The organism is Halocynthiibacter namhaensis (assembly GCF_000812685.1).
Classification (GTDB): domain Bacteria; phylum Pseudomonadota; class Alphaproteobacteria; order Rhodobacterales; family Rhodobacteraceae; genus Halocynthiibacter; species Halocynthiibacter namhaensis.
Genome location: NZ_JWIF01000067.1, coordinates 42600 through 64101, shown reverse-complemented (window position 1 = coordinate 64101; position 21502 = coordinate 42600). Strand labels below are relative to the sequence as shown.

Below are 21502 nucleotides of genomic sequence, written 5' to 3'. Positions count from 1 at the left end.
CTGATCTGAATTGATCTGAAGCAGCCCGGGGATCATCTCCGGGCTGTTTGCACTAACTGCAGTCAATGCAGAACGACAATAAGGGGTTACGGGATGATCACCGTAGAGGGACTTGCCAAAAATTTTGGTGGATTTTACGCTGTTGACGGCGCGACATTGCAAATTGAGGAAGGATCAATCACCGGATTGATTGGCCCAAATGGTGCAGGAAAAACAAGCCTTTTCAACGTGATCGCTGGTGTTCTTCAACCAAGCGCAGGTCGCGTCTTGATGAAGGGTGAAGACATCACAGGCCTTCCCCCACATGAATTATTCCACAAGGGCCTTCTGCGCACCTTTCAAATCGCCCATGAATTTGAAAGCATGTCCTGCCGCGAAAACTTGATGATGGTGCCCGGCGCGCAATCCGGCGAAACCCTGTGGAACACTTGGTTTGGTCGCAAACGCATCGCCGATGAAGAACGCGCCCTACGTGCCAAAGCCGACGAAGTTCTCGAATTCTTAACCGTTGAACATCTGGCCGACCATAAGGCGGGGCAGATTTCTGGCGGTCAGAAAAAGCTGTTGGAACTTGGCCGCACCATGATGGTTGATGCCAAGATCGTATTTCTGGATGAGGTCGGCGCAGGCGTGAACCGCACCCTACTCAACACCATTGGTGACGCGATCCTGCGCCTGAATAAGGAACGCAATTACACCTTCGTCGTGATCGAACACGACATGGATTTCATCGGCCGCATTTGCGACCCCGTGATCTGTATGGCCGAGGGCAAAGTCCTGGCCGAAGGCACGCTGGCTGAAATCAAAGCAAATGAACAAGTGATCGAAGCCTATCTCGGCACTGGTCTGAAAAATAAGACAAAAGAAGAGGCCTCGGTATGAGCGAACCCTTCCTGATTGGCGATGGCATGACCGGTGGTTATGGCAAAGGCCCGGATATTCTGCACGACTGCACCATTGCGGTTGATAAAGGCGAAATTGCTGTGATTGTTGGGCCGAATGGCGCTGGCAAATCCACTGGAATGAAAGCCGTTTTCGGCATGTTGAACCTGAATAAAGGTTCCGTGCGCTTGGATGGCGAGGACATCACCAAACTGTCCCCCCAAGATCGCGTGGCAAAAGGCATGGGATTTGTGCCGCAGACCCATAATATCTTCACGTCAATGACGGTTGAGGAAAACTTGGAAATGGGCGCATTCATTCGCACTGATGATTTCTATGAGACCATCGAGCAGGTCTATGAACTCTTTCCGATCCTTGGCGACAAACGCAACCAGCCTGCGGGTGAATTGTCTGGCGGGCAACGCCAACAGGTCGCTGTGGGGCGCGCTTTGATGACCAAGCCCACTGTTTTGATGCTGGATGAACCCACCGCAGGCGTTTCCCCCATTGTGATGGACGAACTGTTCGATCGCATCATTGAAGTCGCCCGCACAGGTATTTCCATCCTGATGGTCGAACAAAACGCCCGTCAAGCGCTTGAAATTGCGGATAAAGGCTATGTTCTGGTTCAGGGTGCCAATCGTTTCACCGACACGGGACAAGCCTTGCTTGCCGACCCCGAAGTCCGCAAATCTTTCTTGGGGGGCTGATCAATGGATATTCTCAACGCATTTATCGCGCTTGCTAACTTCGTACTGATCCCGGCAATCTCTTATGGCAGCCAACTTGCCTTAGGAGCTTTGGGTGTCACGCTGATCTATGGGATTTTGCGGTTCTCGAACTTCGCCCATGGCGACACCATGGCCTTTGGCGCGATGTGTACGATCCTTGTGACATGGTTGTTTCAATCTTGGGGCATCAGCTTTGGCCCATTGCCAACCGCCCTGCTCGCGCTGCCGTTTGGGATTTTGGGCGCAATCGCGATGTTATTGGCCACGGATCGTGTGATCTACAAGTTCTACCGCGAACAAAAAGCCAAACCCGTGATCTTTCTGATCGTGTCGCTTGGGGTGATGTTCGTGATGAATGGTGTCGTGCGTTTCATCATCGGACCTGACGATCAGCGTTTCTCTGACGGTGCACGCTTCATCATGAAAGCCCGCGACTTCAAGCAAATGACGGGTCTATCCGAAGGTTTGGCCTTCAAGACCTCGCAAGGCATCACCATCGTCACGGCTGTGGTTGTGGTCGCTCTGTTGTTCTGGTTCCTAAACAAAACCCGCACGGGGAAATCCATGCGCGCCTATTCCGACAATGAGGATCTGGCGCTTTTGTCTGGCATCAACCCTGAACGCGTGGTCACGATCACTTGGATCATCGTCGCGGCCTTGGCCACCATTGCAGGTGTCCTATACGGGCTTGATAAGGGGTTCAAACCTTTCACCTATTTCCAACTTTTGCTGCCGATTTTTGCCTCAGCCATTGTTGGCGGTCTTGGCAATCCCCTTGGCGCGATTGCTGGTGGTTTTGTGATCGCCTTCTCAGAGGTCACCATCACTTACGCCTTCAAAAAGGTGCTCGGATATCTGATGCCAGAGGGGCTTGAACCATCCAGCCTCGTACAACTTTTGTCCACTGATTACAAATTCGCGGTCAGCTTCACGATCTTAATTATCGTCCTTCTGTTCCGTCCCACCGGCCTGTTTAAGGGAAAATCGCTATGACACTTAACGCTAAAAACATAGCACTTTTCGCAATCATTGGGGTGATCTTCATCCTAACGGGCTTTGCAAAAGGTCCGAATGCGGCGCTGTATTTGCTGAACCTTGGCTTGATCTCGGCGATTCTCGCGCTGGGTGTGAACCTACAATGGGGTCTTGCGGGGCTTTTGAACGTTGGTGTGATGGGCTTTGTCGCACTTGGCGCGCTGGCCACGGTTTTGATTTCCATGCCGCCAACCGTTGAAGCCATGGCCGCAGGTGGCCTTCGTGTCGTCGTCGCCTTGATCACGGGTGCATTGGTAATCATTGCAACCGTCATGACCTCGAAGCGCATGAAACCCGGCAAAAAACGTACCTTTACCATCCTTGGCTTGCTGATTGGCGGCTTCTTTCTGTACCGGTTCTTGTTCGATCCAGCCGTTGCCGCGATTGAGGCTGTGAACCCTGCAGGTACAGGTTACCTTGGAGGTCTCGGCCTGCCCGTTTTGGTCGCTTGGCCTGTTGGCGGCCTTCTGGCTGCCGGTGCGGCTTGGGTCATCGGCAAGACAGCACTTGGGCTACGGTCTGATTATCTGGCTGTTGCGACTCTCGGCATCGCTGAGATCATCATTGCTGTGTTGAAAAATGAAGATTGGCTGTCACGCGGTGTGAAAAACGTTGTCGGCATTCCGCGCCCTGTTCCCTATGAAGTTGACCTACAGGCCTCTGACACATTTATCGCCAATGCCGCCAGCTTAGGTTTTGACAACCCCGTTGTGGCTTCCACGATATTCGTGAAACTGTGCTATACAGGCTTGTTCTTAACGGTTTTGGTCATCTTGATGTGGCTGTCTCAAAAAGCGCTGAATTCCCCTTGGGGCCGCATGATGCGCGCGATCCGCGACAACGAAGTCGCAGCCGAGGCCATGGGTAAAGACGTCACCAAACGCCATTTGCAGATCTTTGTTTTGGGTTCCGCGATCTGTGGCGTGGCCGGTGCGATGTGGGCGACGATGGACAGCACGCTGATCCCTACATCGTATAACCCGCTGCGGTTCACTTTCCTGATCTGGGTGATGGTGATCATCGGAGGATCGGGCAACAACTGGGGTGCGATCCTTGGCGGGTTCTCGATCTTGCTGCTGTGGGATTGGGGCGAACAATTGGGCCTATGGATGATGCAAGCCCTGACCTTCCCGCTGGCAGAAGGCGTTTGGCTAAAGGATCACCTGATCCACAACGCGCCACATATGCGCTTGTTGATGATTGGGGTCGTCTTGTTATTGATCCTAAGGTTCAGTCCACGCGGGTTGATCCCTGAAGAATAAAACCAAAGACATCAAACAAAAAGGCCGGAACATATGTTCCGGCCTTTTTCATATTCGCTTTAGATCGTTTGACGGTTAGGAAGATGCTTTTTCTTCCAGCTCTATCCATTCTTCTTCTGCAGCTGACAAAGCGTTTTGACGCTCGGTCATGGCCTCAGTGGCTTTGTTGAATTTGATAGGTTCTTTGGTAAAAAGATCAGGGTCCGACATGAATACCGTCAGTTTCGCGATCTCGGCTTCCAAACGCTCCATTTCAGCGGGCAAAGCATCAAGACGATGTTGTTCCGTGTAGCTAAGTTTGGGGGCGGCACCTTTTGTGACAGGTGCGGGTTGAGCGATTTTCTGCGATTTACTTTTGCTTTTTTCAGCCTTTGCAGCCGCTTGCATATCGCTGCGTTGCGCTTGGTAATCTGACCAACCACCCGCATAGACCGTGGCCTTGCCATCCCCTTCCATCGCAATGGTTGTGGCGGCAACGCGATCCAAAAAGTCCCGATCATGCGAAACGAGAATCACTGTCCCATCATAGCTGTCGAGCAGGTCCTGCATCAGATCGAGCGTTTCCACGTCAAGGTCATTGGTCGGTTCATCCATCACCAAAAGATTCGACGGACGCGCCATCAGACGGGCCAACAACAGGCGGGCTTTTTCACCGCCGGACAGCGACCGCACAGGCGCGCGCGCTTGACGTTCGTCAAACAAGAAATCTTTCAGATAGCCCACAACATGCTTGGGCACACCACGCACCATGATCTGATCAGAACTGCCAGACAGGCCCAAAGTTGGGTCAAGCGTCAGGTTGTCCCAAAGGCTTTTGTCACCATCAAGACCTTCGCGGGATTGGTCGAAAAACGCAAGTTCAAGACCGGTGCCTTGGCTGATTGTGCCGGTGTCTGCTTCCATCTCGCCGATCAGCATTTTCAACAGGGTGGTTTTACCCGCCCCGTTGGGACCAACAAGCGCCACGCGGTCGCCGCGATTGATGCGCAGGTCAAGTGGATCAAGGATGACCTTATCGCCAAAGACCTTGCTGATGCCCGTGGCTTCAACCACTTTGCGGCCAGATTTTTTGCCCGCGTCCAATTCCATCGCAGCCACGCCCTGACGGCGGATTTGGCCGGACCGTTCAGACCGTAATTCTTGCAGCGCGCGTACGCGACCTTGGTTGCGTTTGCGCCGTGCTGAAATGCCTTCCACAGCCCAACGGGCTTCGGATTTGATTTTACGATCAAGCTTGTGACGCGCCATGTCTTCGTCTTCCCAGGTTTTGTCGCGCCAAGCTTCAAAATGAGAGAAATCTTTTTCCATACGACGCGTTGTTCCCCTGTCAACCCAAAGGGTTGCGCGGGAAAGTTCACGTAGAAATGCGCGGTCGTGGCTGATCAAAACATAGCCAGATTGCGTTTCTTTCAGCTGGCTTTCTAGCCATGTGATCGCCTCGATATCGAGGTGGTTGGTCGGTTCGTCCAGCAGCATCAATTCCGGGGCTTCCCCCAGAAGTTTCGCCAAAGCCGCACGGCGACGTTCCCCGCCAGAGGCGGTCGCGACGGGGGTGTCTGGATTGAATTTCAGGCCCTCTGCGGCCATTTCAACGCGCCATGCCTCAGAGATATCCATGCCACTGAGGGCAAATTCACCAAGGGTTTCGAAGCCTGATAGATCAGGGTCTTGTTCCATATAACCAACGGACACGCCCGGCGACACAACGCGCAGGCCTTTGTCGGGTTCAACCATCGCCGCCATCATTTTCATGAGGGTCGATTTGCCCGAGCCATTGCGTCCAACAAGCGCCAAACGATCGCCCGGTTGAACGATGAGATCAAGATTGTCAAAGATAGGATCTCCGCCGAAAGTCAGCGAGATATCCGTGAGCTGTAAGAGAGGTGTACGTGCCATGACATGCAGCTAACGCGACGCCTGCCAAAGGTCAACGTGTCAGGCTGCGCTCATGCGTAAAAGCTTGGCGCGTGCCGGGGGAATCGCCCCCACCTCGATGCCCGTGAACACATGCAAAGTGCCCAAATCACGATCGATGACCGCATGATCTGACACCCAGCCCCCCATCGTCAAATAGGTGCGCAAAAGTGGTGGCATCTGTTGCATCGCAGCTTTCAGGTCAGGAACACTGTGTAAGTCACCTTCAAAATCGAAGACCTCTGCCGCTTTGATCCGCGGCATAAACCGCTTTGGCGCAAGGTATTTATCGCGCAACAGGCCAAATGCGTCTTGATACAAGACCGGGTCCACCCCCTGAAACGAAGTGCAGCCAAACATCATATCTATTTGATTTTCATCAACGTATTTTGTCAGCGCACCCCAGGCGATACGCAAAATGTCAGGGTCAACATGTGCGGGGTCGATGCAGAACCGGCCGATTTCCAACATGGTCCCAACAAAGCCGGAAAGATCGGATAAATCATAATGCTGGGCAGAATAACTTCGCGCCACATCGGCCCCTGTTTGCAATGGAAACAACCGAAAACTACACACAAGATCTTTGGTTTTCTGATCTTCCACCAGAATATGTTCACAGATCGCGTCATATGGGTCTTCGTCAACGGACTGAGCAAAACGGTTATTCTGCGTCAGTAAGGCACCCCGCCCCTGCGCAGCAGCGTGAAAGCACCGATACCGCAAAATCTGGCTGGCGCGGATATCCTGTGGCCCAGACGCCATTCTGGCAATGTATCGGCCTTTTCGTAGACTGAGCATACGCCCTCCTGCCTTCATGACACCATCATATATGCCACGGTTGATGCCAGCAATATGACAAAGCACAGATCCGCGTGCTTTTAAGGGTTTGGTTCATTTCGAAACAAAAACCTCGGCACGCAGTCAAGCGTACCGAGGTCTTACACATCTCAAACGGCCGGTCTTTAAAGCTGCCAGCCTTTAATTGTCACCGAGGAACTGATCAGCGGCAAAGTTGCCAAAGTTACCAAACAGCTGTTTCAGGAAGGAAACGCCCTTGATGTTTGAATCGGTGATCCGGCGGGACAGGACAATCACCTGACCGTCATCCAAGCCGAAACGTTCCACATTGGACACAACGCCATCACTATCAAAACTGACCGCAACGACTTCGCGTTCAATTTCCACAGGTGCTTTCCATGCATATTGTCGCCACCGGCTTTCAACATAATACCAGCCGCTGTTGGCCAGAATCCCAGCAGACGTTGGACGCCCGATCACTGAGGAAACAGTTTCCTGTGTGTCGACACCAACAATCACCTGTTCAAGATCACTTTGGATCGGAACATAGCCATGGTTGCGGAATTGGGCGCTACAGCCGGCCACAAGCGCCACAAAAACCAGTGCCACAATGGGTTTAATCAGTGTCTTACGCCCTGCCATTCTATGTACCTTGCTGTTCTTTGCCCAATACGAGCATATTATTATCTGCAAATTCGCCCCAGAACTTGGCTTCTCATTGCCAGCCCCTTGCATAAGCGCGCTTTGCCTTTTATCCGACTTACCGAATGACGCGGCACTCTGCAAGCTTTGCCAGCCGCCCAAAGCAAGGATAAGCGGATGACCGACAGTAACCAAGACCTTCCCTTCAGTCACAGTTTCGAAACACGCAGCTTAAAAACCAGCCGCGATACAGTGTTCAAGCTGCAACCCAATGCCGAGGACTGCGCAGCAATTGCAACGGCACTGGGCCTGCTAAACCTGACAAAACTGCGGTTTGACGGAAAACTATCAGCGTCTGGTAAACGTGACTGGGTTCTAACAGCACAATTGGGCGCAACGGTCGAACAGGCCTGTATCTCAACCTTGGTTCCAGTGCGAAGCCGCATTGAAGAAACGGTGGTTCGCCGTTTTGTTGCGGATTACGAAGCGCCGGATGAAGGCAGCGAAACAGAGATGGACCCAGATGAGACGGTCGACACCCTTGGCAGCACCATAGATGTCGGCGATATCATGACCGAAGCCTTGGCCTTGACCCTGCCCGCATATCCGCGTTCCGACGCGGCCGCAGCCGATACGCAACCGATTCAGGCAGCCCCGAAAGGCATCACCCCCCTAACTGATGCTGATTTGAATCCATTTTCTGCACTTCTTGATTTAAAGAATACGCTTAAAAACAAGGATTCTGACGCGGAATAAGTCGAAAACAATGCCCCCCCAGTTAAAAAGGCGGCTATACGCCGCTGTTTTCTACGTGTATGGGGTTGCACAGCCGGGAAATCTCGCTATGTTCCCGGCTTCGTTTCAGGGTTTCTTTCACGACACAATCGTGTAGAAGCCTAAGCAGAAACACCAGTTAAACAGGGGCCAAATCAACACGCCCCCCGAATTTGAGGTTGTGACATGGCTGTCCCAAAAAGTAAGATCACCCGTTCACGCCGGGGCCAACGCCGCTCCCACGACTCGCTCGTAGCAGGCAACCCGGCTGAATGTCCAAACTGTGGTGAGCTGAAACGCCCACACCACGTTTGTGCTTCTTGCGGTCAATACGACGATCGTGAAGTCGTTGCACAAGCTGACGAAGTTGATCTTGACGGCGAAGACGCTGCATAAGATCTGAGAATTAGGGCGCGCTCTGGATTGACAGGCGCGCCTTTTTCTCGTCCTCTGCCTACTTGGAGCCCAGCAACCCCCCGGAGCCTGACTATGTCGACCGAGACACCCTCTCACAATATAGCCAGTACCGAACCCCAAGTTGCGGCCTCACCAAATTCCAAAATCATCATTTCGGTTGACGCCATGGGCGGCGATCTTGGGCCCTCTGCTGTTGTTGCAGGTGTTGCCAAGTCTGCTGAAAAGAACCCAAACATCGGGTTTATTCTGCACGGTGATGAACCCACCCTATCAAAACTAATTGCGAAACGCAGCGGCTTGTCCGAGGTTGTCGAAGTTCGTCACACAGAAGATGTCGTGACAATGGATGCCAAGCCCAGTCACGTCATGCGCAACGGCAAGGCCACATCCATGTGGTCGACCGTAGATGCCGTGCGCAACAAGGAAGCGACCGTCGCCGTGTCTTGTGGCAACACTGGCGCACTTATGGCACTGTCGATGATCCGTCTGCGCAAACTGCCTGGCGTGAACCGACCCGCCATTGCTTGCCTTTGGCCCTCAAAGAATCCGGGTGGTTTCAACGTTATGTTGGATGTTGGCGCAGATATCCGTGCTGATGAACAGGATCTGCTGCAATATGCCCTAATGGGGGCGTCCTATGCCCGCAATGGTCTTGGCCTCAAACATCCGCGCATTGGCTTGTTGAACGTCGGCACTGAAGAACACAAAGGTCGTTCGGAACTAAAAGCTGCGAATGACTGATCCCGGCAATGGCAGAACAAGCGAATTTCGACTATGTCGGTTTTGTTGAAGGCGGTGACATCCCCTCTGATCGGGTTGATGTAATCGTGACCGACGGATTTACCGGCAATATCGCGCTTAAAACGGGCGAAGGCACCGCATCATTCATCAGCAATGCTCTGAAAGACGCGTTCCAGCACTCTCTGCTGTCGCGTCTCGGCGCACTTTTTGCACTAACGTCACTTAAACGGCTTACAAAGCGTATTGATCCACGTCGCGTGAACGGTGGGGTCTTCCTTGGCTTAAACGGCACAGTGGTAAAATCCCACGGGTCAGCGGATGCCACGGGCATTTCTGCCGCAATTAAGCTGGCCTTTACCTTAGCTGAGTCAGGCTTTTCTGAAAAGCTGGCGGCGCGGGTTGCATCTGCAGCGCAGCCTCGGCAAGATGACACACCTTCGAAGACGGCCTCTGACGCAGATTCTGCGTCAGAAATGGCAACAACAAACAATGGTATAACCAAATGACAATCAGAGCTGTGGTCCGAGGCGTCGGGCATTATTTGCCCAAGCGAGTCGTCGAAAACGCTGAATTTGAAGCCAGCCTTGATACCACGGATGAGTGGATTCGGTCTCGGTCCGGCATTGAGCGTCGCCACTTTGCCGCGAAAGGCGAGACCACTTCACAACTGGCGACCATCGCAGCGCGCCACGCATTGAAAGATGCTGGCATGAGCGTCGATAAGATTGATGCCATTATTGTCGCAACATCGACCCCTGATCTGACCTTTCCCTCTGTTGCGACCATGGTTCAAAACGAACTTGATATGGAACAGGGTTTCGCCTTTGACGTGCAGGCTGTTTGTGCTGGTTTTGTCTTTGCCTTGACCAATGCCAATGCTTTGATCGTGTCAGGCCAAGCACAGCGCGTGCTTGTGATTGGCGCAGAAACCTTCTCGCGGATTATGGATTGGACCGATCGTTCAACCTGCGTTCTGTTTGGTGATGGTGCCGGTGCATTGGTGCTTGAAGCCGAAAATGGCGCCGGCACATCCGATGACCGCGGCATTCTTGCCTGTGACCTGAATTCCGACGGGCGTTATCGCCAAATGTTATACGTGGACGGTGGCGTATCGAGCACGGGCACATCAGGGAAACTGCGCATGCAGGGCAACCCTTTGTTCCGTCAGGCCGTGGAAAAACTGACATCGACCGCTCATAAAGCTCTTGAAAAAGCGGGTGTTAGCGAAGCTGACGTCGATTGGATTGTCCCGCATCAAGCCAATATTCGCATCATTCAAGGCACGGCCAAGAAGATGGGATTGTCCATGGATAAGGTCGTTGTGACCGTTCAGGATCACGGAAACACATCTGCCGCATCGATTCCTTTGGCCCTATCCGTTGGCCGCGACAAGGGGCAAATCAAACCTGGCGACCTTTTGGTGACAGAAGCCATCGGTGGCGGCCTCGCTTGGGGGTCAGTCGCCTTAAGGTGGTAATTTCGTTTATTTCCCGATGGTTGAAGCCTCTATTCCCGATACGTTACAATATCACTTCACGCAGATATCGAATGGTTTTTTACCATCTGTTGACTTTGAATTTTAGCACGAACTAGAATGCCCTGAGAGAATAGGGTCACAAGGAAAAAATTATGAGCACCAAGACTTTAACGCGCATGGATCTCAACGAAGCGGTATTTCGCGAAGTTGGATTGTCACGAAACGAGTCTGCCGATTTGGTTGAAACTGTTTTGCAGAAGATTTCCGACGCATTGGTTCAAGGCGAAAGCGTAAAGGTTTCCTCGTTCGGAACATTTTCGATCCGCGACAAATCTGCACGAATCGGCCGCAACCCAAAAACTGGCGAAGAAGTTCCAATTCTTCCGCGTCGCGTCATGACATTCCGTCCCTCGCATCTGATGAAAGATCGCGTTGAGCAAGGGAATAAATCCTGAACACGGAAACCTGAATAATGGCAAAATCGCCCGATGCTTTCCGTACCATAAGAGAAGTCTCAGAATGGCTGGACACCCCCGCCCATGTGCTTCGCTTTTGGGAAAGTAAATTCAGACAGGTGGCCCCTGTAAAACGTGCGGGCGGCCGCCGCTATTACCGTGGAAGTGACATGCTGTTGCTGGGCGGCATCAAGAAGCTTTTGCATGAAGACGGCATGACCATCAAAGGCGTCATCCGTTTGCTGCGCAGCGATGGCATCAAGTCGGTACAAGCGCTGTCTCAGCCGCTTGACAGTGATCTGCCCGCGCCGCCAGCCCCCGACAACCAAGATCACAACATGCCCCCCGCTGAAATACCGAATGTTGTTCAGGACACGTCGCCAGAACATCCCGTGGACGAGGCCGTTATTGACAGCAAAGTGGAAGCAGAAAAAGCGCCCCTCGACGATGCCTCCCTGCCCGAGGAGTTAAATATGAACACCCCCGAGGCCCCAACAAGTGACGCGCCCGATCTGTTCTCTATGACCCCGGCCGACAACGTTCCTTCCCCCACACAAGATCTATCAACAGCGGATGAAGATACGGCACCTAATGTTGAACTCGCGCCTATTGCTACGCCAGTTGAGCCTCAGTCCGTTGACATCGACGGTGCGGCAAATATTTCACTGGAAACACAGCCTGCGCCCGACGCAACAGAAATCGACATCCCTGATCAGATGCAATCTGCTTTGGGTGATGAAACCGCGTCAATCGCGACACCAGATGCTGATTCTCCATTACCACCAATGGAAGAACTGGCTGGCGCAGACGATGAAACCACTCAAGCACCAGCCCTTGATACACCTAAGATCACACCGCTTGACCTTACCCCCCCTGGTGATCCGCAGCCTGATGTGTTGCAAGACTCATCCCCCATTGAAACGCACACAATCGACGTCGTAGAAACTCCACCTCTTGAGGGTGATACACACACTGTCGAAACCGACGCGCCATCCGACATCTCTGCGCCTGTCGCACCCGAGATCACAACCGCAGTAGAAACGCCCGCCGCCGTCCAAGGCGCGCCTCATGCGGAAATTCCGGTTGATACGCCCCTGCCCGTTGCAGATCTGGAAGAAATTACCCTTCCCGAAATGCCGCCCGTCGACGCCCAACCACCAATGGTGACCACTGATACGCAGATCGAACCCATTGAACAGCCTACGCCTGTTCAGATGGTTAAAGTCGCCCCAGATCCCAAGGAAGGCGACATTCTGCTAGACAGCACCCCACTGCTTTCGACCATCCTAGAGACTCCAACTTCGGATCTCATCGCCGCGCGCCCTGCACTGGAAGTCGCCGTTGGGCGTTTGGAAGCTCTGCGCAGCCGGATGATCAACCGGTAAACGTAAAAACTTGCAATTTCGATCTTGCCCCCACCTGCAAAACCGCTATGTAAGGGGCCAGTTCGGGCTATGGCGCAGCCTGGTAGCGCGTCCGTCTGGGGGACGGAAGGTCGCAGGTTCGAGTCCTGCTAGCCCGACCACCGAACAGAACCGCCCGCACCACTACGGTGACGGGCGGTTTGTTTATTCAGCCCTTGATTCTGCTTATGTTTTACCATGGGATGGGTCAAACTTCAGACCACGCGCAACAGCGCAGTTTCAGAAAGGATTCGCCCATGGCTGACCTCTCCTCAACAACCAAGACCCAAGATTTAGGGATTGGTGTGCTGCCGGACACAGAAATCAGCCAGATGATTACTGAGGGGCAGATCCTATGTGACGCGGATTGTGTTGAAGGGCAAATTCAGCCTGCCTCTCTTGATCTACGCCTTGGACTGCGCGCTTGGCGCGTACGTGCATCTTTTTTGTCAGGTGCCGGAAATAAAGTTGCAGATCGTCTTGGCGAATTTGAGATGCATGAGATCGCCCTCACCCCGGGTGTGGTCCTTGAAAAGGGCTGCGTCTATGTGGTCGAACTCATGGAAGGTCTCGACCTTCCAGACAATATACAAGCCGTTACAAACGCCAAGTCATCCACCGGTCGCCTTGACCTGTTGACCCGTGTTGTCACGGATGGGGGCGCCGAATTTGATCGCATCCCTGCCGGATACTCTGGGCCATTGTATGCAGAAATCTGCCCGCGCAGCTTTTCCGTCTTGGTCCGTCCAGGAATGCGACTGAACCAAATTCGGTTTCGCAGGGGCCAATCCATATTAAGTGATGCAGATCTAACAAAACTTCACGAACGTGATCGCCTGGTTTCTGGTGACGCGCTCATCAGCGACGGCCTTGGCTTTTCTGTCGACTTGAAGCCCGAAACCGGCAATCTCGTGGGTTTCCGCGCCAAACCCCATTCCGGTGTCATCGATCTCGACAATATTGCCCATTACGACCCAGCCGATTACTGGGAGCCCATCCACACATCCGAGGGCCGCATCATCTTGGATCCCGGTGCGTTCTACATTCTTGTCAGCCGTGAAGCCGTGACCATACCACCAAACTGCGCCGCCGAAATGGCCCCCTATTTGGCCATGGTTGGTGAATTTCGCGTGCATTACGCCGGGTTCTTTGACCCCGGTTTTGGCCATGATACCGCAGGCGGTGCCGGATCTCGGGGTGTGTTAGAAGTGCGCTGTCACGAGGCCCCCTTTGTGCTTGAACATGGACAAGTCGTTGGTCGTCTGGTCTATGAAAAGATGGCTGAAATCCCCCAACAGCTGTATGGGGCAGGCATTGCCTCAAACTATCAGGGACAAGGCCTAAAACTGTCTAAACACTTCAAACCATTGGCATAATATTGGCGGGATCGACCGCACGTAGGTCTTCTGTAATCTCTGCTTGAATAGGACGTTCTTGATGGGTTGTCAGCACCACATGGCTGCTGGTGGCCCGCACTTCCTTTAGCGCATAAAGCCGTCCAAGGAATCCTTCTAACGCATTTGAGTTGGCAACGCGAACTTTCAAAATCACGCTGATATCACCCGTGACCGTGTGTACTTCTTCCACCTCTGGTAAGCGCGAAATCATGATCATATCAGGCGTAATCCCCCAGCCAGCCGCGGTGACATGCACGAATGCCAGCAATGGTTTTCCAATGCCTGGACCGTCCAAGGCAACCTGCGTCGACTTGATCAACCCGTTTGCGCGTAAGCGTTTCACGCGCTCATGTAACGCCGCAGGGGAAAGGCCAATTTCCTCTGATAGGCTCGCGAAGCTGCGATTGGCATTTTGCACCAATGCAGCGGATATTTTTCGGTCAATCGCATCAAAGCGGCGTTCCTCACGCATAGCAGGCTGAAGATTATCTGTTTTTTCGTGCGCCATGTGATTTCCTCTGTTTCAATATTTCATTCGGTGATTAAAGACATATAGCGAATGACATTCACAAACCAATTGGAAACTTCATGCAACGCTCGGCCGTTCTTCTGTTAACCTGTACCGTCGGCATTGTCGGTTCCAATTCTCTGGTTCTGTCGCCTGTCGCCGCGGCGGTTGCCTCTGGCTTGGGGCTGCAAGAAGCCGCGGATGTGCTGTCTGCCATGGCGTTATACGGGCTTGCGGTTGCTTTATCCGCTGTTCTGTTTGCGCCACTTGTTGATCGCTATGGCGCTGATAAGGCTTTGAAAATCTCTCTTGCCGTCATGACCTTGGCCCTGGCTGTCACCGGAATTGCGCCGAACCTCTATATTTTGATCGCCGCACAGGTCGTCGCAGGTTTTGCCGCAGGTGTCGCCCTGCCCGCCACATATTCCCTTGCAGCACATCTGGCACCCAAAGGGCGCGAGTCGCAGATCATTGGCCAAGTATTAACAGGTTGGACCCTATCCATGGCCGGGGGTGTCACCCTATCTGCATGGATCACAGAATTCGCAGGTTGGAGATCCGTCTATTTCCTGTTGGCAATAGGTCTTGGCTTGGCAACTGTCAGTGTTTCCCGACTGCGTTTCGAAGCACCTCCAGCATGTGGGCAAATCACATCCCCACTTCGTGCGCTGCGTTTGCCAGAAGTCATCCCCGGACTTTTTGCTGTCCTTATGTTGGGTGGAGGTTTCTACGGAATCTACAATTATCTCGGTGCCCACCTTGAACGCAATATGGGCATGCAGGTGGGTGACGCGGGCTTTCTTACCTTGATGTATGGGATTGGGTTCGGCCTTTCCATGTTTCTTGATCCATGGCTTGATAAGGTTGGCCCTCGTCGCGGGCTGATTGTAATTTTCGCAACACTATCAGTATTCTACGCCAGCTTTAGCAACCTATCGAACATCTATAGTGGCTTGCTGGTTGGGATGTTCGTCTGGGGAGTTTTGCAACACGCGGGCCTTACACTAACCGTGTCGCGCCTGACAGCGATTGACCCAACACAGCGCGGGGCAATTCTTGGTTTGAACTCGGCTGTCATGTACCTTAGCGTCTTCGGCGCGACGCTGGTCTTTCGCATGGGCTTTGACATGTCCGGCTTAGCCGGGTGCATGTTGATCTCAGCCCTCCTCGCGGCCTTCGGAGCAGTCGAGGCAAGCGTCGCGCGGATGCGTCAACGACGCGCCGCTGCGACCTCGTAATTCTCAGATCTAGAACCGCATCATTCGCATAAGCCGCTGGATCATATTGATCGATTGATGCATCTGTTTTTTGCGTTCGGGGGACTGTGCCGATTTTTCACCATTTTTGGGCTGACCAAAGCGATCAACGCCCTTGCGCAATGCCATAAACCCAAACCTGCGGATTAATCCATAAATGTTCACATGCGCCTCCTGACAACTGTACTATTTCTATATGGCTTAAGGTTTCATTGACAATCAAGCATCAATCTTCGAACAATTCGCTCTGATCCGTGTCACCTAGATGGTCTTCGCTCTCGTCCCCTACCGGGCCAGGCATAAGACCGGGTGGTGGCCGATTGTCCAACAACCCTGCAGCGCGCAGTTCTTTCAAGCCAGGTAAATCGCGGGTGTTTTCAAGGTCAAAATGGTCGAGAAACTCCTGCGTCACCACAAAGGTCACCGGGCGACCTGGCGTCATGCGCCGCCGACCAATGCGTATCCATTCCATCTCAAGCAACTGGTCAATGGTGCCGCGCGAAACAGACACCCCCCGTATCTCTTCGATCTCTGCGCGTGTCGCGGGCTGGTGATAGGCGATGATCGCCAACGTCTCGACCGCAGCGCGGGATAGTTTACGTGTTTCCACCACTTCCTTATGCATCAAAAATGCAAGATCCGGTGCCGTCCGCATTGCCCAAGAATCCCCCGATTTTACAACGCGAACGCCCCGCCCTTCATAGCGTTTGCGCAGATAGGCAATCGCCTCGGCTGCGTCGCATCCATGGGGCATTCGCGATTCAATTTCTTTCAGGGTCATTGGCTCTGCAGAGGCAAACAGCATCGCCTCAACCATGCGCTCTTGTTCTGCAACCGGCGGGGCCTCGAAAAGAGTTTTCTCTTTTTTCTTAGGGTGTTGGGCGGCACTCATCGGATCAAGTTCAAAGTCACTCACTGGATTTCTTTCTAATCTGAATGGGCGCAAATACACTGCCCTGTCGCAGTTCAATCTTGCCTTCTTTCACCAGTTCAAGCGAGGCGGCAAAAGTCGCAGCCGTTGCGGATCGTAACTTTTCTGGGTCTTCAATCCACCCATCAGGAAGATAGGTGCCAAGCTCAGTCCAATCACCGCTATAACCGATTAATCCACGCAAACGTTCCAAGGCCTGTTCCATCGTGAAAACCGCATCACGATCCATGACAAACGGCCGAAAATCATCGCGCGTTCGCAGCCGTGCATACCCCTGCATCAAGTCCAACAGCGTTGCGGTGTAGGATACTTTACGCACACGTTCCACGGTTTCGACCTCACCGCGCGCAAAGAAATCTCGTCCCTTTTGATCGCGCGCCATAAGCCGTGCAGCGGCCTTTCGCATTGCCTCTAGGCGCTCCAACTGAAACGCGAGGTGTGCGGCCAATTCTTCGCCCGATGGCCCGGCCTCCGTTGGGTCAGGTGGCAGTAACAAGCGTGACTTAAGAAACGCCAACCATGCCGCCATAACCAGATAATCTGCGGCCAGTTCAATTCTTAGTGACTTCGCTTTTTCAATGAACGCGAGGTACTGATGCGCCAATTCCAAAACCGAGATCCGGCGTAAATCCACTTTTTGGGTGCGTGATAACGTAAGCAACAGGTCCAACGGACCTTCAAACCCTTCAACATCCACGATCAACGCTTCTGCCGCCAATCGCCGTGCGACGCGATCAGACACGCTTTCCCCGGGTATCACAGCTGCATTGTCCATCATTGTGAGCGGCTCACCAGTGTAGAACAGTTAAAGAAGTGTTTTAAGCTCGGCGATCGCAGCTGAAATGTCAACGCTGACGCCATTTTCGCGCAAAGCGAGCGCAGATACAGCGCGCCGACATGCGGCATCACTTAACCCGCCTGAAACCTTCGCAATGCCTTGCATCTCAGCCATCTCGCCATTGCAATGCAAAATCACGTCACACCCAGCGGCCAAAGCACGTTGACTGCGTTGCGCGACGGTTCCGTCCAAGGCTTGCATCGACAGGTCATCGGTCATCAACAGGCCACCAAAACCAATATCGTCGCGAATAAGACGGATCATATCATGGGAGGTCGTCGCTGGCCCGGTTTGGCCTAGGGCCTCGTAAACGATATGGGCGCTCATCCCCAATGGCAAATCCGATAGGGCACGAAACGCGGCAAAATCAACCTGATCAAGATCCGCATGATCTGCAGAAACACTGGGCAATTCCAGATGGCTATCAAGTGTAGCACGTCCGTGGCCAGGCATGTGTTTCACCACAGGCAGGGCACCGGCATCGAGATGAGCCTGCGCAACAGATTTCGAAATATCCACAACAGTTTCAAGGTCTTCGCCGTAACAGCGATTGTACAACACCGGGTGTGTTTCGGCGTGAGCGACATCGGAACATGGCACACAGTTCACATCAATCCCGGATGCCAAAAGCTGTGCAGCAATCACTTGATATCGCAAATACATTGAGCGGCGCGCCGCATCCGCACCATAGGCGGCCCGAACAGTTCGCACTTGGTCCAAAGGCGAGATCCATGTTGACCAATGCGGGGCGCTCATCCGTTCGACACGCCCCCCTTCTTGGTCAATCAATACCATCGCGTCATGACCAGCAGCCAAACGCAAATCATCGGTCAGCCGTCGAATTTGATCCGGATCCACCAGATTGCGTGCAAAAAGAATAAACCCAAGTGGCCGCGTTTCACGAAAGAAAGCGGCCTCCTCGGGTAATAAATCTTGGCCTGAACAGCCAAAAATATAAGCACCTGTCGCCGTGGAAACCGTCATCAGCGGATTTCTACAGGGATACAAATAACGGACCGTGCGATCATCTCGGAACAGAACTGACCCGTTTGTGCCGTGTCATCGAACCCATGTACACGCAAACGATAGAAGCTACGTCCGCTATGCGCTGCCGACTGGATAAGACGTTGTTTTCCTTCAAAAACACCACCAAACTGGCTGGTCAAACGATCCCATTCTGCCCGCGCGGCATCTTCACTGTCGAAGGCGCCAATTTGAACAAGTTTGGTGCCCACGGTGATCGCGCTTGGATCAACGTCCACACCGGAAACCGCTGCAACTTGTGTCGGTGCCGTACCTGCGTTGGACGCAGTCGATGTCGCGTTGGTAGGATCTGCCAAGCGAGTATAGGACCCTAGATCAAGCTGTGGACGCGGCAACGGTACCTTCGAAACAGACACGCCTGGAACGGACGGCGCTATACGTGTAATAACATTACCCTGCGCATCGCGCGTCTCGCCATACGTCGTGCCATCGGACTGGGTAATGGCCGAAGCCACGGCAAGCTGAATGCTGCTGTCCAAGTCATTTGCGGAATTCGTCGGAACAATACTGCGTGCGACCGCGGGAATAATGTCGGAAACGGGGCCGTCCCCCTCGATCAAATCAATCGGAGGCGGCGCAAGGATCAACCGATCAGCGGTCGCTGTGGCCTCGCCATTGGCCTGAACATCATTCACAGCCAAGCCTTGATGCGCAGCTTGGCGTCCACCAGGATCTTCGGGTTGCACACGTGCCGGAATATCCAAAGCCGCAACAACCGGAATGCCATTCACATCACGCATCGCAATCTGGTACCCCCAAACGCCCACACCGATGATCAGACCCAAAGACAAGGCTGCCCCAAGGTAATAAACCGGAGATGGCGCAACAGACGTAGGAACATATCCTTGTGCATCGCCCTGCTGATAGGGCTGCCCATATGGATCATGCGCCGCCTGATGTGGTGCATATTGGGGCTGCGCCTGCCGAGGTTGAGCATACTCAGGTTGGGTATATTGCGCCTGAGGCGCTGCATAACGCGCATCTGGCGCTTGCATCATATGATCAGGAACTACACGACGCGGCACAACAGCCTTGCGCTGCACAGCCTGCAGGCCTGGATGATGCCGATGGGCACCGTGGGAATCCGGCTGATCGTAAACCGCCATAGTCTTGCCTTTCTGTCCGCCTCCTGCTCCCAATGTGTCTCGGGTTTAACAGTTGCGGTTTCTCTGCCTCAATGACCAGCGACAGCACAGAAAGAGATCTCTTGGCGGATCCGTTAGCGCATTTCGTCGACCGGTTTCACACCAAGAATAGCAAGACCAGCAGAAATAACAACGGAAACTGAACGCGCCAGCGCGATTTTAGACTGAGACAGCGAAATGTTGCTTTCTTGCAAGCTGCGCAGCCCTTCCTCGTTCTTGCCCATATGGTACAAACCGTGGAATTCTGATGCCAATTCAAATAGATAGAATGCAACGCGATGCGGTTCATTGGTGCGCGCAGCGGTTTCAATCAAGCGTGGAAAGCTGGCCAATTTCTTGGCCACAGCCAATTCGGCATCGTGATCCAGAACAGATAAGTCAGCAGTTTTCAACGTCGCATCATCAACGGGAATTCCCGCTGCTTTCGCCTTCTTCAACACCGAATTCACACGCGCATGGGCGTATTGCACGTAGAATACCGGGTTGTCTTTGGACTGTTCAAGCACCTTGTCAAAATCGAAATCCAGCGGGGCGTCGTTCTTACGTGTCAGCATTACAAAACGAGTCACATCAGGGCCAACCTGATCAACCACATTGCGCAAAGTCACGAAAGTGCCCGCGCGTTTTGACATTTTAAAAGGCTCGCCGTTTTTGTACAGTTTCACCAATTGGCACAGCTTAATATCAAGGGGTACACGGCCACCGGACAAGGCCGAAACCGCGGCCTTCATACGTTTGACATAGCCACCATGATCGGCACCGAAGATGTCGATCAGCTGATCAAAGCCGCGCTCTACCTTGTTGTAATGATAGGCAATATCAGGCGCGAAATAGGTCCAAGCACCGTCTGACTTCTTCACCGGACGGTCCACATCATCACCATGTTCGGTGGATTTGAACAGGGTTTGCTCGCGGGGTTCCCAATCGTCAGGCTTCTTGCCTTTTGGCGGCTCAAGCACGCCTTCATAGATCAGACCGCCGGCTTCAAGTGCGCCAATCGCGGCTTCAATTTGGCCCGTGCCATATAGGGACTTTTCGCTATAGAATAGGTCCATCTCAACGCCCAAAGACTTCAAGTCTGCGCGGATCAGATCCATCATTTGTTCCGTCGCGAATTCACGCGCCTCAGCCAACCAAACTGATTCCGGCTGCCCAACCCAAGCGTCACCAACCTTATCTTTCAAGGCCTGCCCAACTGGCACGAGGTAATCACCCGGGTATGTGCCATCAACAAAGGCCACGTCCTGACCATGCGCCTCAAGGTAACGCAGATAAACCGACCGCGCGAGCACATCAACCTGGGCGCCTGCATCATTGATATAATATTCGCGCGTCACGTTGTATCCAGCGAAATCCAACAGACTTGCCAAAGCGTCACCAAACACTGCACCACGCGTATGCCCAACATGCAAAGGCCCAGTGGGGTTCGCAGAGACATATTCCACGTTCACCTTCAGACCAGCGCCCAAATCGGAACGGCCAAAATCAGCCCCCTGCTCTAGCACGGCGGCGACCAAACCTTGCCAAATAACAGGATCCAAACGCAGGTTCAAAAAGCCAGGCCCCGCGACCTCAGCACTGATCACCCGCGCATCGGCCATAAGCTTGGCGGCCAAAGCCTCAGCGATGTCGCGTGGTTTCGCCTTTGCAGGCTTCGCCAAAACCATCGCCGCATTGGTCGCCATATCCCCATGCGCCGCATCGCGGGGCGGCTCTGCGGTCACATTGTCATACGACAGGCCAGCAGGCAGCGCACCCTCAGCAACCATTGCATCCAGGCAATCAATCACAAGCGCACGAATATCAGCAAAGAGGTTCATGTTAGGCGTCCTTTAAATCAGTATCGCGGGTT

The 21502-nt window shown here is 53.3% G+C and carries 21 protein-coding genes, 1 tRNA gene and 1 pseudogene; 13 read left to right on the top strand and 10 right to left on the bottom strand.

Features of this window, described 5'->3' with window-relative positions:
* The first annotated feature begins 93 nt into the window (after positions 1-93).
* Genes RJ38_RS15025 through RJ38_RS15010 form a run of 4 tightly spaced genes read left to right on the top strand, consistent with a single transcriptional unit; the run spans position 94 to position 3910 of the window.
* Positions 94-882: an ABC transporter ATP-binding protein gene (locus tag RJ38_RS15025; protein ID WP_039019690.1), complete on the top strand. Its 789-nt coding sequence runs from the start codon at positions 94-96 to the stop codon at positions 880-882.
* Positions 879-1592 (top strand): ABC transporter ATP-binding protein, encoded by a 714-nt coding sequence (locus RJ38_RS15020; RefSeq protein ID WP_039019689.1) that lies wholly within the window; start codon positions 879-881, stop codon positions 1590-1592. Before RJ38_RS15025 ends, RJ38_RS15020 begins: the two co-directional genes overlap by 4 nt.
* 3 nt (positions 1593-1595) lie before the next feature.
* Positions 1596-2606 carry a branched-chain amino acid ABC transporter permease gene (locus RJ38_RS15015; RefSeq protein WP_039019688.1) on the top strand — a complete coding sequence of 337 codons (1011 nt, stop codon included), beginning with the start codon at positions 1596-1598 and terminating at the stop codon, positions 2604-2606.
* Positions 2603-3910 (top strand): branched-chain amino acid ABC transporter permease, encoded by a 1308-nt coding sequence (locus tag RJ38_RS15010; protein WP_039019687.1) that lies wholly within the window; start codon positions 2603-2605, stop codon positions 3908-3910. The genes RJ38_RS15015 and RJ38_RS15010 overlap by 4 nt, the downstream gene beginning before the upstream one ends.
* 75 nt (positions 3911-3985) lie before the next feature.
* Here RJ38_RS15010 and RJ38_RS15005 read toward each other — a convergent pair whose 3' ends face one another.
* The 3 genes from RJ38_RS15005 to RJ38_RS14995 all read right to left on the bottom strand — a co-directional run bounded on the left by RJ38_RS15005 (position 3986) and on the right by RJ38_RS14995 (position 7264).
* Positions 3986-5806, bottom strand: coding sequence for an ABC-F family ATP-binding cassette domain-containing protein (locus RJ38_RS15005; protein ID WP_039019686.1), 1821 nt, complete (start codon positions 5804-5806; stop codon positions 3986-3988).
* A 39-nt stretch (positions 5807-5845) separates the two neighbouring features.
* On the bottom strand, positions 5846-6622 hold the full coding sequence (locus tag RJ38_RS15000; RefSeq protein ID WP_052245462.1) for a GNAT family N-acetyltransferase: 777 nt from the start codon (positions 6620-6622) through the stop codon (positions 5846-5848).
* 180 nt (positions 6623-6802) lie between these two features.
* Positions 6803-7264 (bottom strand): outer membrane protein assembly factor BamE, encoded by a 462-nt coding sequence (locus tag RJ38_RS14995; RefSeq protein WP_039019685.1) that lies wholly within the window; start codon positions 7262-7264, stop codon positions 6803-6805.
* A 177-nt stretch (positions 7265-7441) separates the two neighbouring features.
* On the opposite strand from RJ38_RS14995, the gene RJ38_RS14990 reads away from it, so the two are divergent.
* The 8 genes and pseudogenes from RJ38_RS14990 to RJ38_RS14955 all read left to right on the top strand — a co-directional run bounded on the left by RJ38_RS14990 (position 7442) and on the right by RJ38_RS14955 (position 13907).
* Entirely contained in the window at positions 7442-8020 is a 579-nt protein-coding gene (locus RJ38_RS14990) for a DUF177 domain-containing protein (RefSeq protein ID WP_052245454.1), read from the top strand.
* 204 nt (positions 8021-8224) lie between these two features.
* Complete coding sequence (gene rpmF, locus RJ38_RS14985) at positions 8225-8434, top strand: 50S ribosomal protein L32 (RefSeq protein WP_039019684.1); 210 nt, start codon at positions 8225-8227, stop codon at positions 8432-8434.
* A 186-nt stretch (positions 8435-8620) separates the two neighbouring features.
* Positions 8621-9702 (top strand): annotated as a pseudogene (gene plsX / locus RJ38_RS14980) (phosphate acyltransferase PlsX).
* A complete protein-coding gene (locus RJ38_RS14975) occupies positions 9699-10673 on the top strand; it encodes a beta-ketoacyl-ACP synthase III (protein ID WP_039019683.1) in 975 nt (324 codons plus the stop codon). Before plsX ends, RJ38_RS14975 begins: the two are co-directional and overlap by 4 nt.
* A 152-nt stretch (positions 10674-10825) precedes the next feature.
* Positions 10826-11128 carry an integration host factor subunit alpha gene (gene ihfA, locus RJ38_RS14970; RefSeq protein ID WP_039019682.1) on the top strand — a complete coding sequence of 101 codons (303 nt, stop codon included), beginning with the start codon at positions 10826-10828 and terminating at the stop codon, positions 11126-11128.
* Between the two features lie 17 nt (positions 11129-11145).
* Positions 11146-12513 (top strand): MerR family transcriptional regulator, encoded by a 1368-nt coding sequence (locus tag RJ38_RS18620; RefSeq protein WP_082005778.1) that lies wholly within the window; start codon positions 11146-11148, stop codon positions 12511-12513.
* 63 nt (positions 12514-12576) lie between these two features.
* A tRNA-Pro gene (locus tag RJ38_RS14960) sits at positions 12577-12653 on the top strand.
* A gap of 135 nt (positions 12654-12788) precedes the next feature.
* Positions 12789-13907 (top strand): 2'-deoxycytidine 5'-triphosphate deaminase, encoded by a 1119-nt coding sequence (locus RJ38_RS14955; protein ID WP_052245461.1) that lies wholly within the window; start codon positions 12789-12791, stop codon positions 13905-13907.
* On the opposite strand, the gene RJ38_RS14950 is transcribed toward RJ38_RS14955, so the two are convergent.
* The gene (locus tag RJ38_RS14950) at positions 13891-14436 is read right to left on the bottom strand and encodes an Lrp/AsnC family transcriptional regulator (protein WP_039019681.1); all 546 of its coding nucleotides are present in this window, start codon (positions 14434-14436) and stop codon (positions 13891-13893) included. The two genes, RJ38_RS14955 and RJ38_RS14950, sit on opposite strands and share 17 nt — an antisense overlap.
* Before the next feature lie 80 nt (positions 14437-14516).
* Here RJ38_RS14950 and RJ38_RS14945 point away from each other — a divergent pair, with 80 nt between their 5' ends.
* Positions 14517-15674, top strand: a complete 1158-nt coding sequence (locus RJ38_RS14945; protein WP_039019680.1) for an MFS transporter — start codon at positions 14517-14519, stop codon at positions 15672-15674.
* A 9-nt stretch (positions 15675-15683) separates the two neighbouring features.
* On the opposite strand, the gene RJ38_RS18955 is transcribed toward RJ38_RS14945, so the two are convergent.
* From RJ38_RS18955 to argS, 6 genes are all read right to left on the bottom strand, one after another.
* Positions 15684-15857, bottom strand: a complete 174-nt coding sequence (locus RJ38_RS18955) for a hypothetical protein (RefSeq protein ID WP_156121889.1) — start codon at positions 15855-15857, stop codon at positions 15684-15686.
* Between the two features lie 61 nt (positions 15858-15918).
* The gene (gene scpB, locus RJ38_RS14940) at positions 15919-16584 is read right to left on the bottom strand and encodes an SMC-Scp complex subunit ScpB (protein WP_039019749.1); all 666 of its coding nucleotides are present in this window, start codon (positions 16582-16584) and stop codon (positions 15919-15921) included.
* 16 nt (positions 16585-16600) lie between these two features.
* Positions 16601-17401, bottom strand: coding sequence for a segregation and condensation protein A (locus RJ38_RS14935; RefSeq protein WP_082005777.1), 801 nt, complete (start codon positions 17399-17401; stop codon positions 16601-16603).
* A gap of 27 nt (positions 17402-17428) precedes the next feature.
* Positions 17429-18445 carry a glycoside hydrolase family 3 N-terminal domain-containing protein gene (locus RJ38_RS14930; protein ID WP_039019679.1) on the bottom strand — a complete coding sequence of 339 codons (1017 nt, stop codon included), beginning with the start codon at positions 18443-18445 and terminating at the stop codon, positions 17429-17431.
* Positions 18445-19611, bottom strand: coding sequence for an SPOR domain-containing protein (locus RJ38_RS14925; RefSeq protein WP_052245453.1), 1167 nt, complete (start codon positions 19609-19611; stop codon positions 18445-18447). Before RJ38_RS14925 ends, RJ38_RS14930 begins: the two co-directional genes overlap by 1 nt.
* Positions 19612-19724: 113 nt before the next feature.
* Positions 19725-21470 carry an arginine--tRNA ligase gene (gene argS, locus RJ38_RS14920; protein WP_039019678.1) on the bottom strand — a complete coding sequence of 582 codons (1746 nt, stop codon included), beginning with the start codon at positions 21468-21470 and terminating at the stop codon, positions 19725-19727.
* Between the last annotated feature and the right edge of the window lie 32 nt (positions 21471-21502).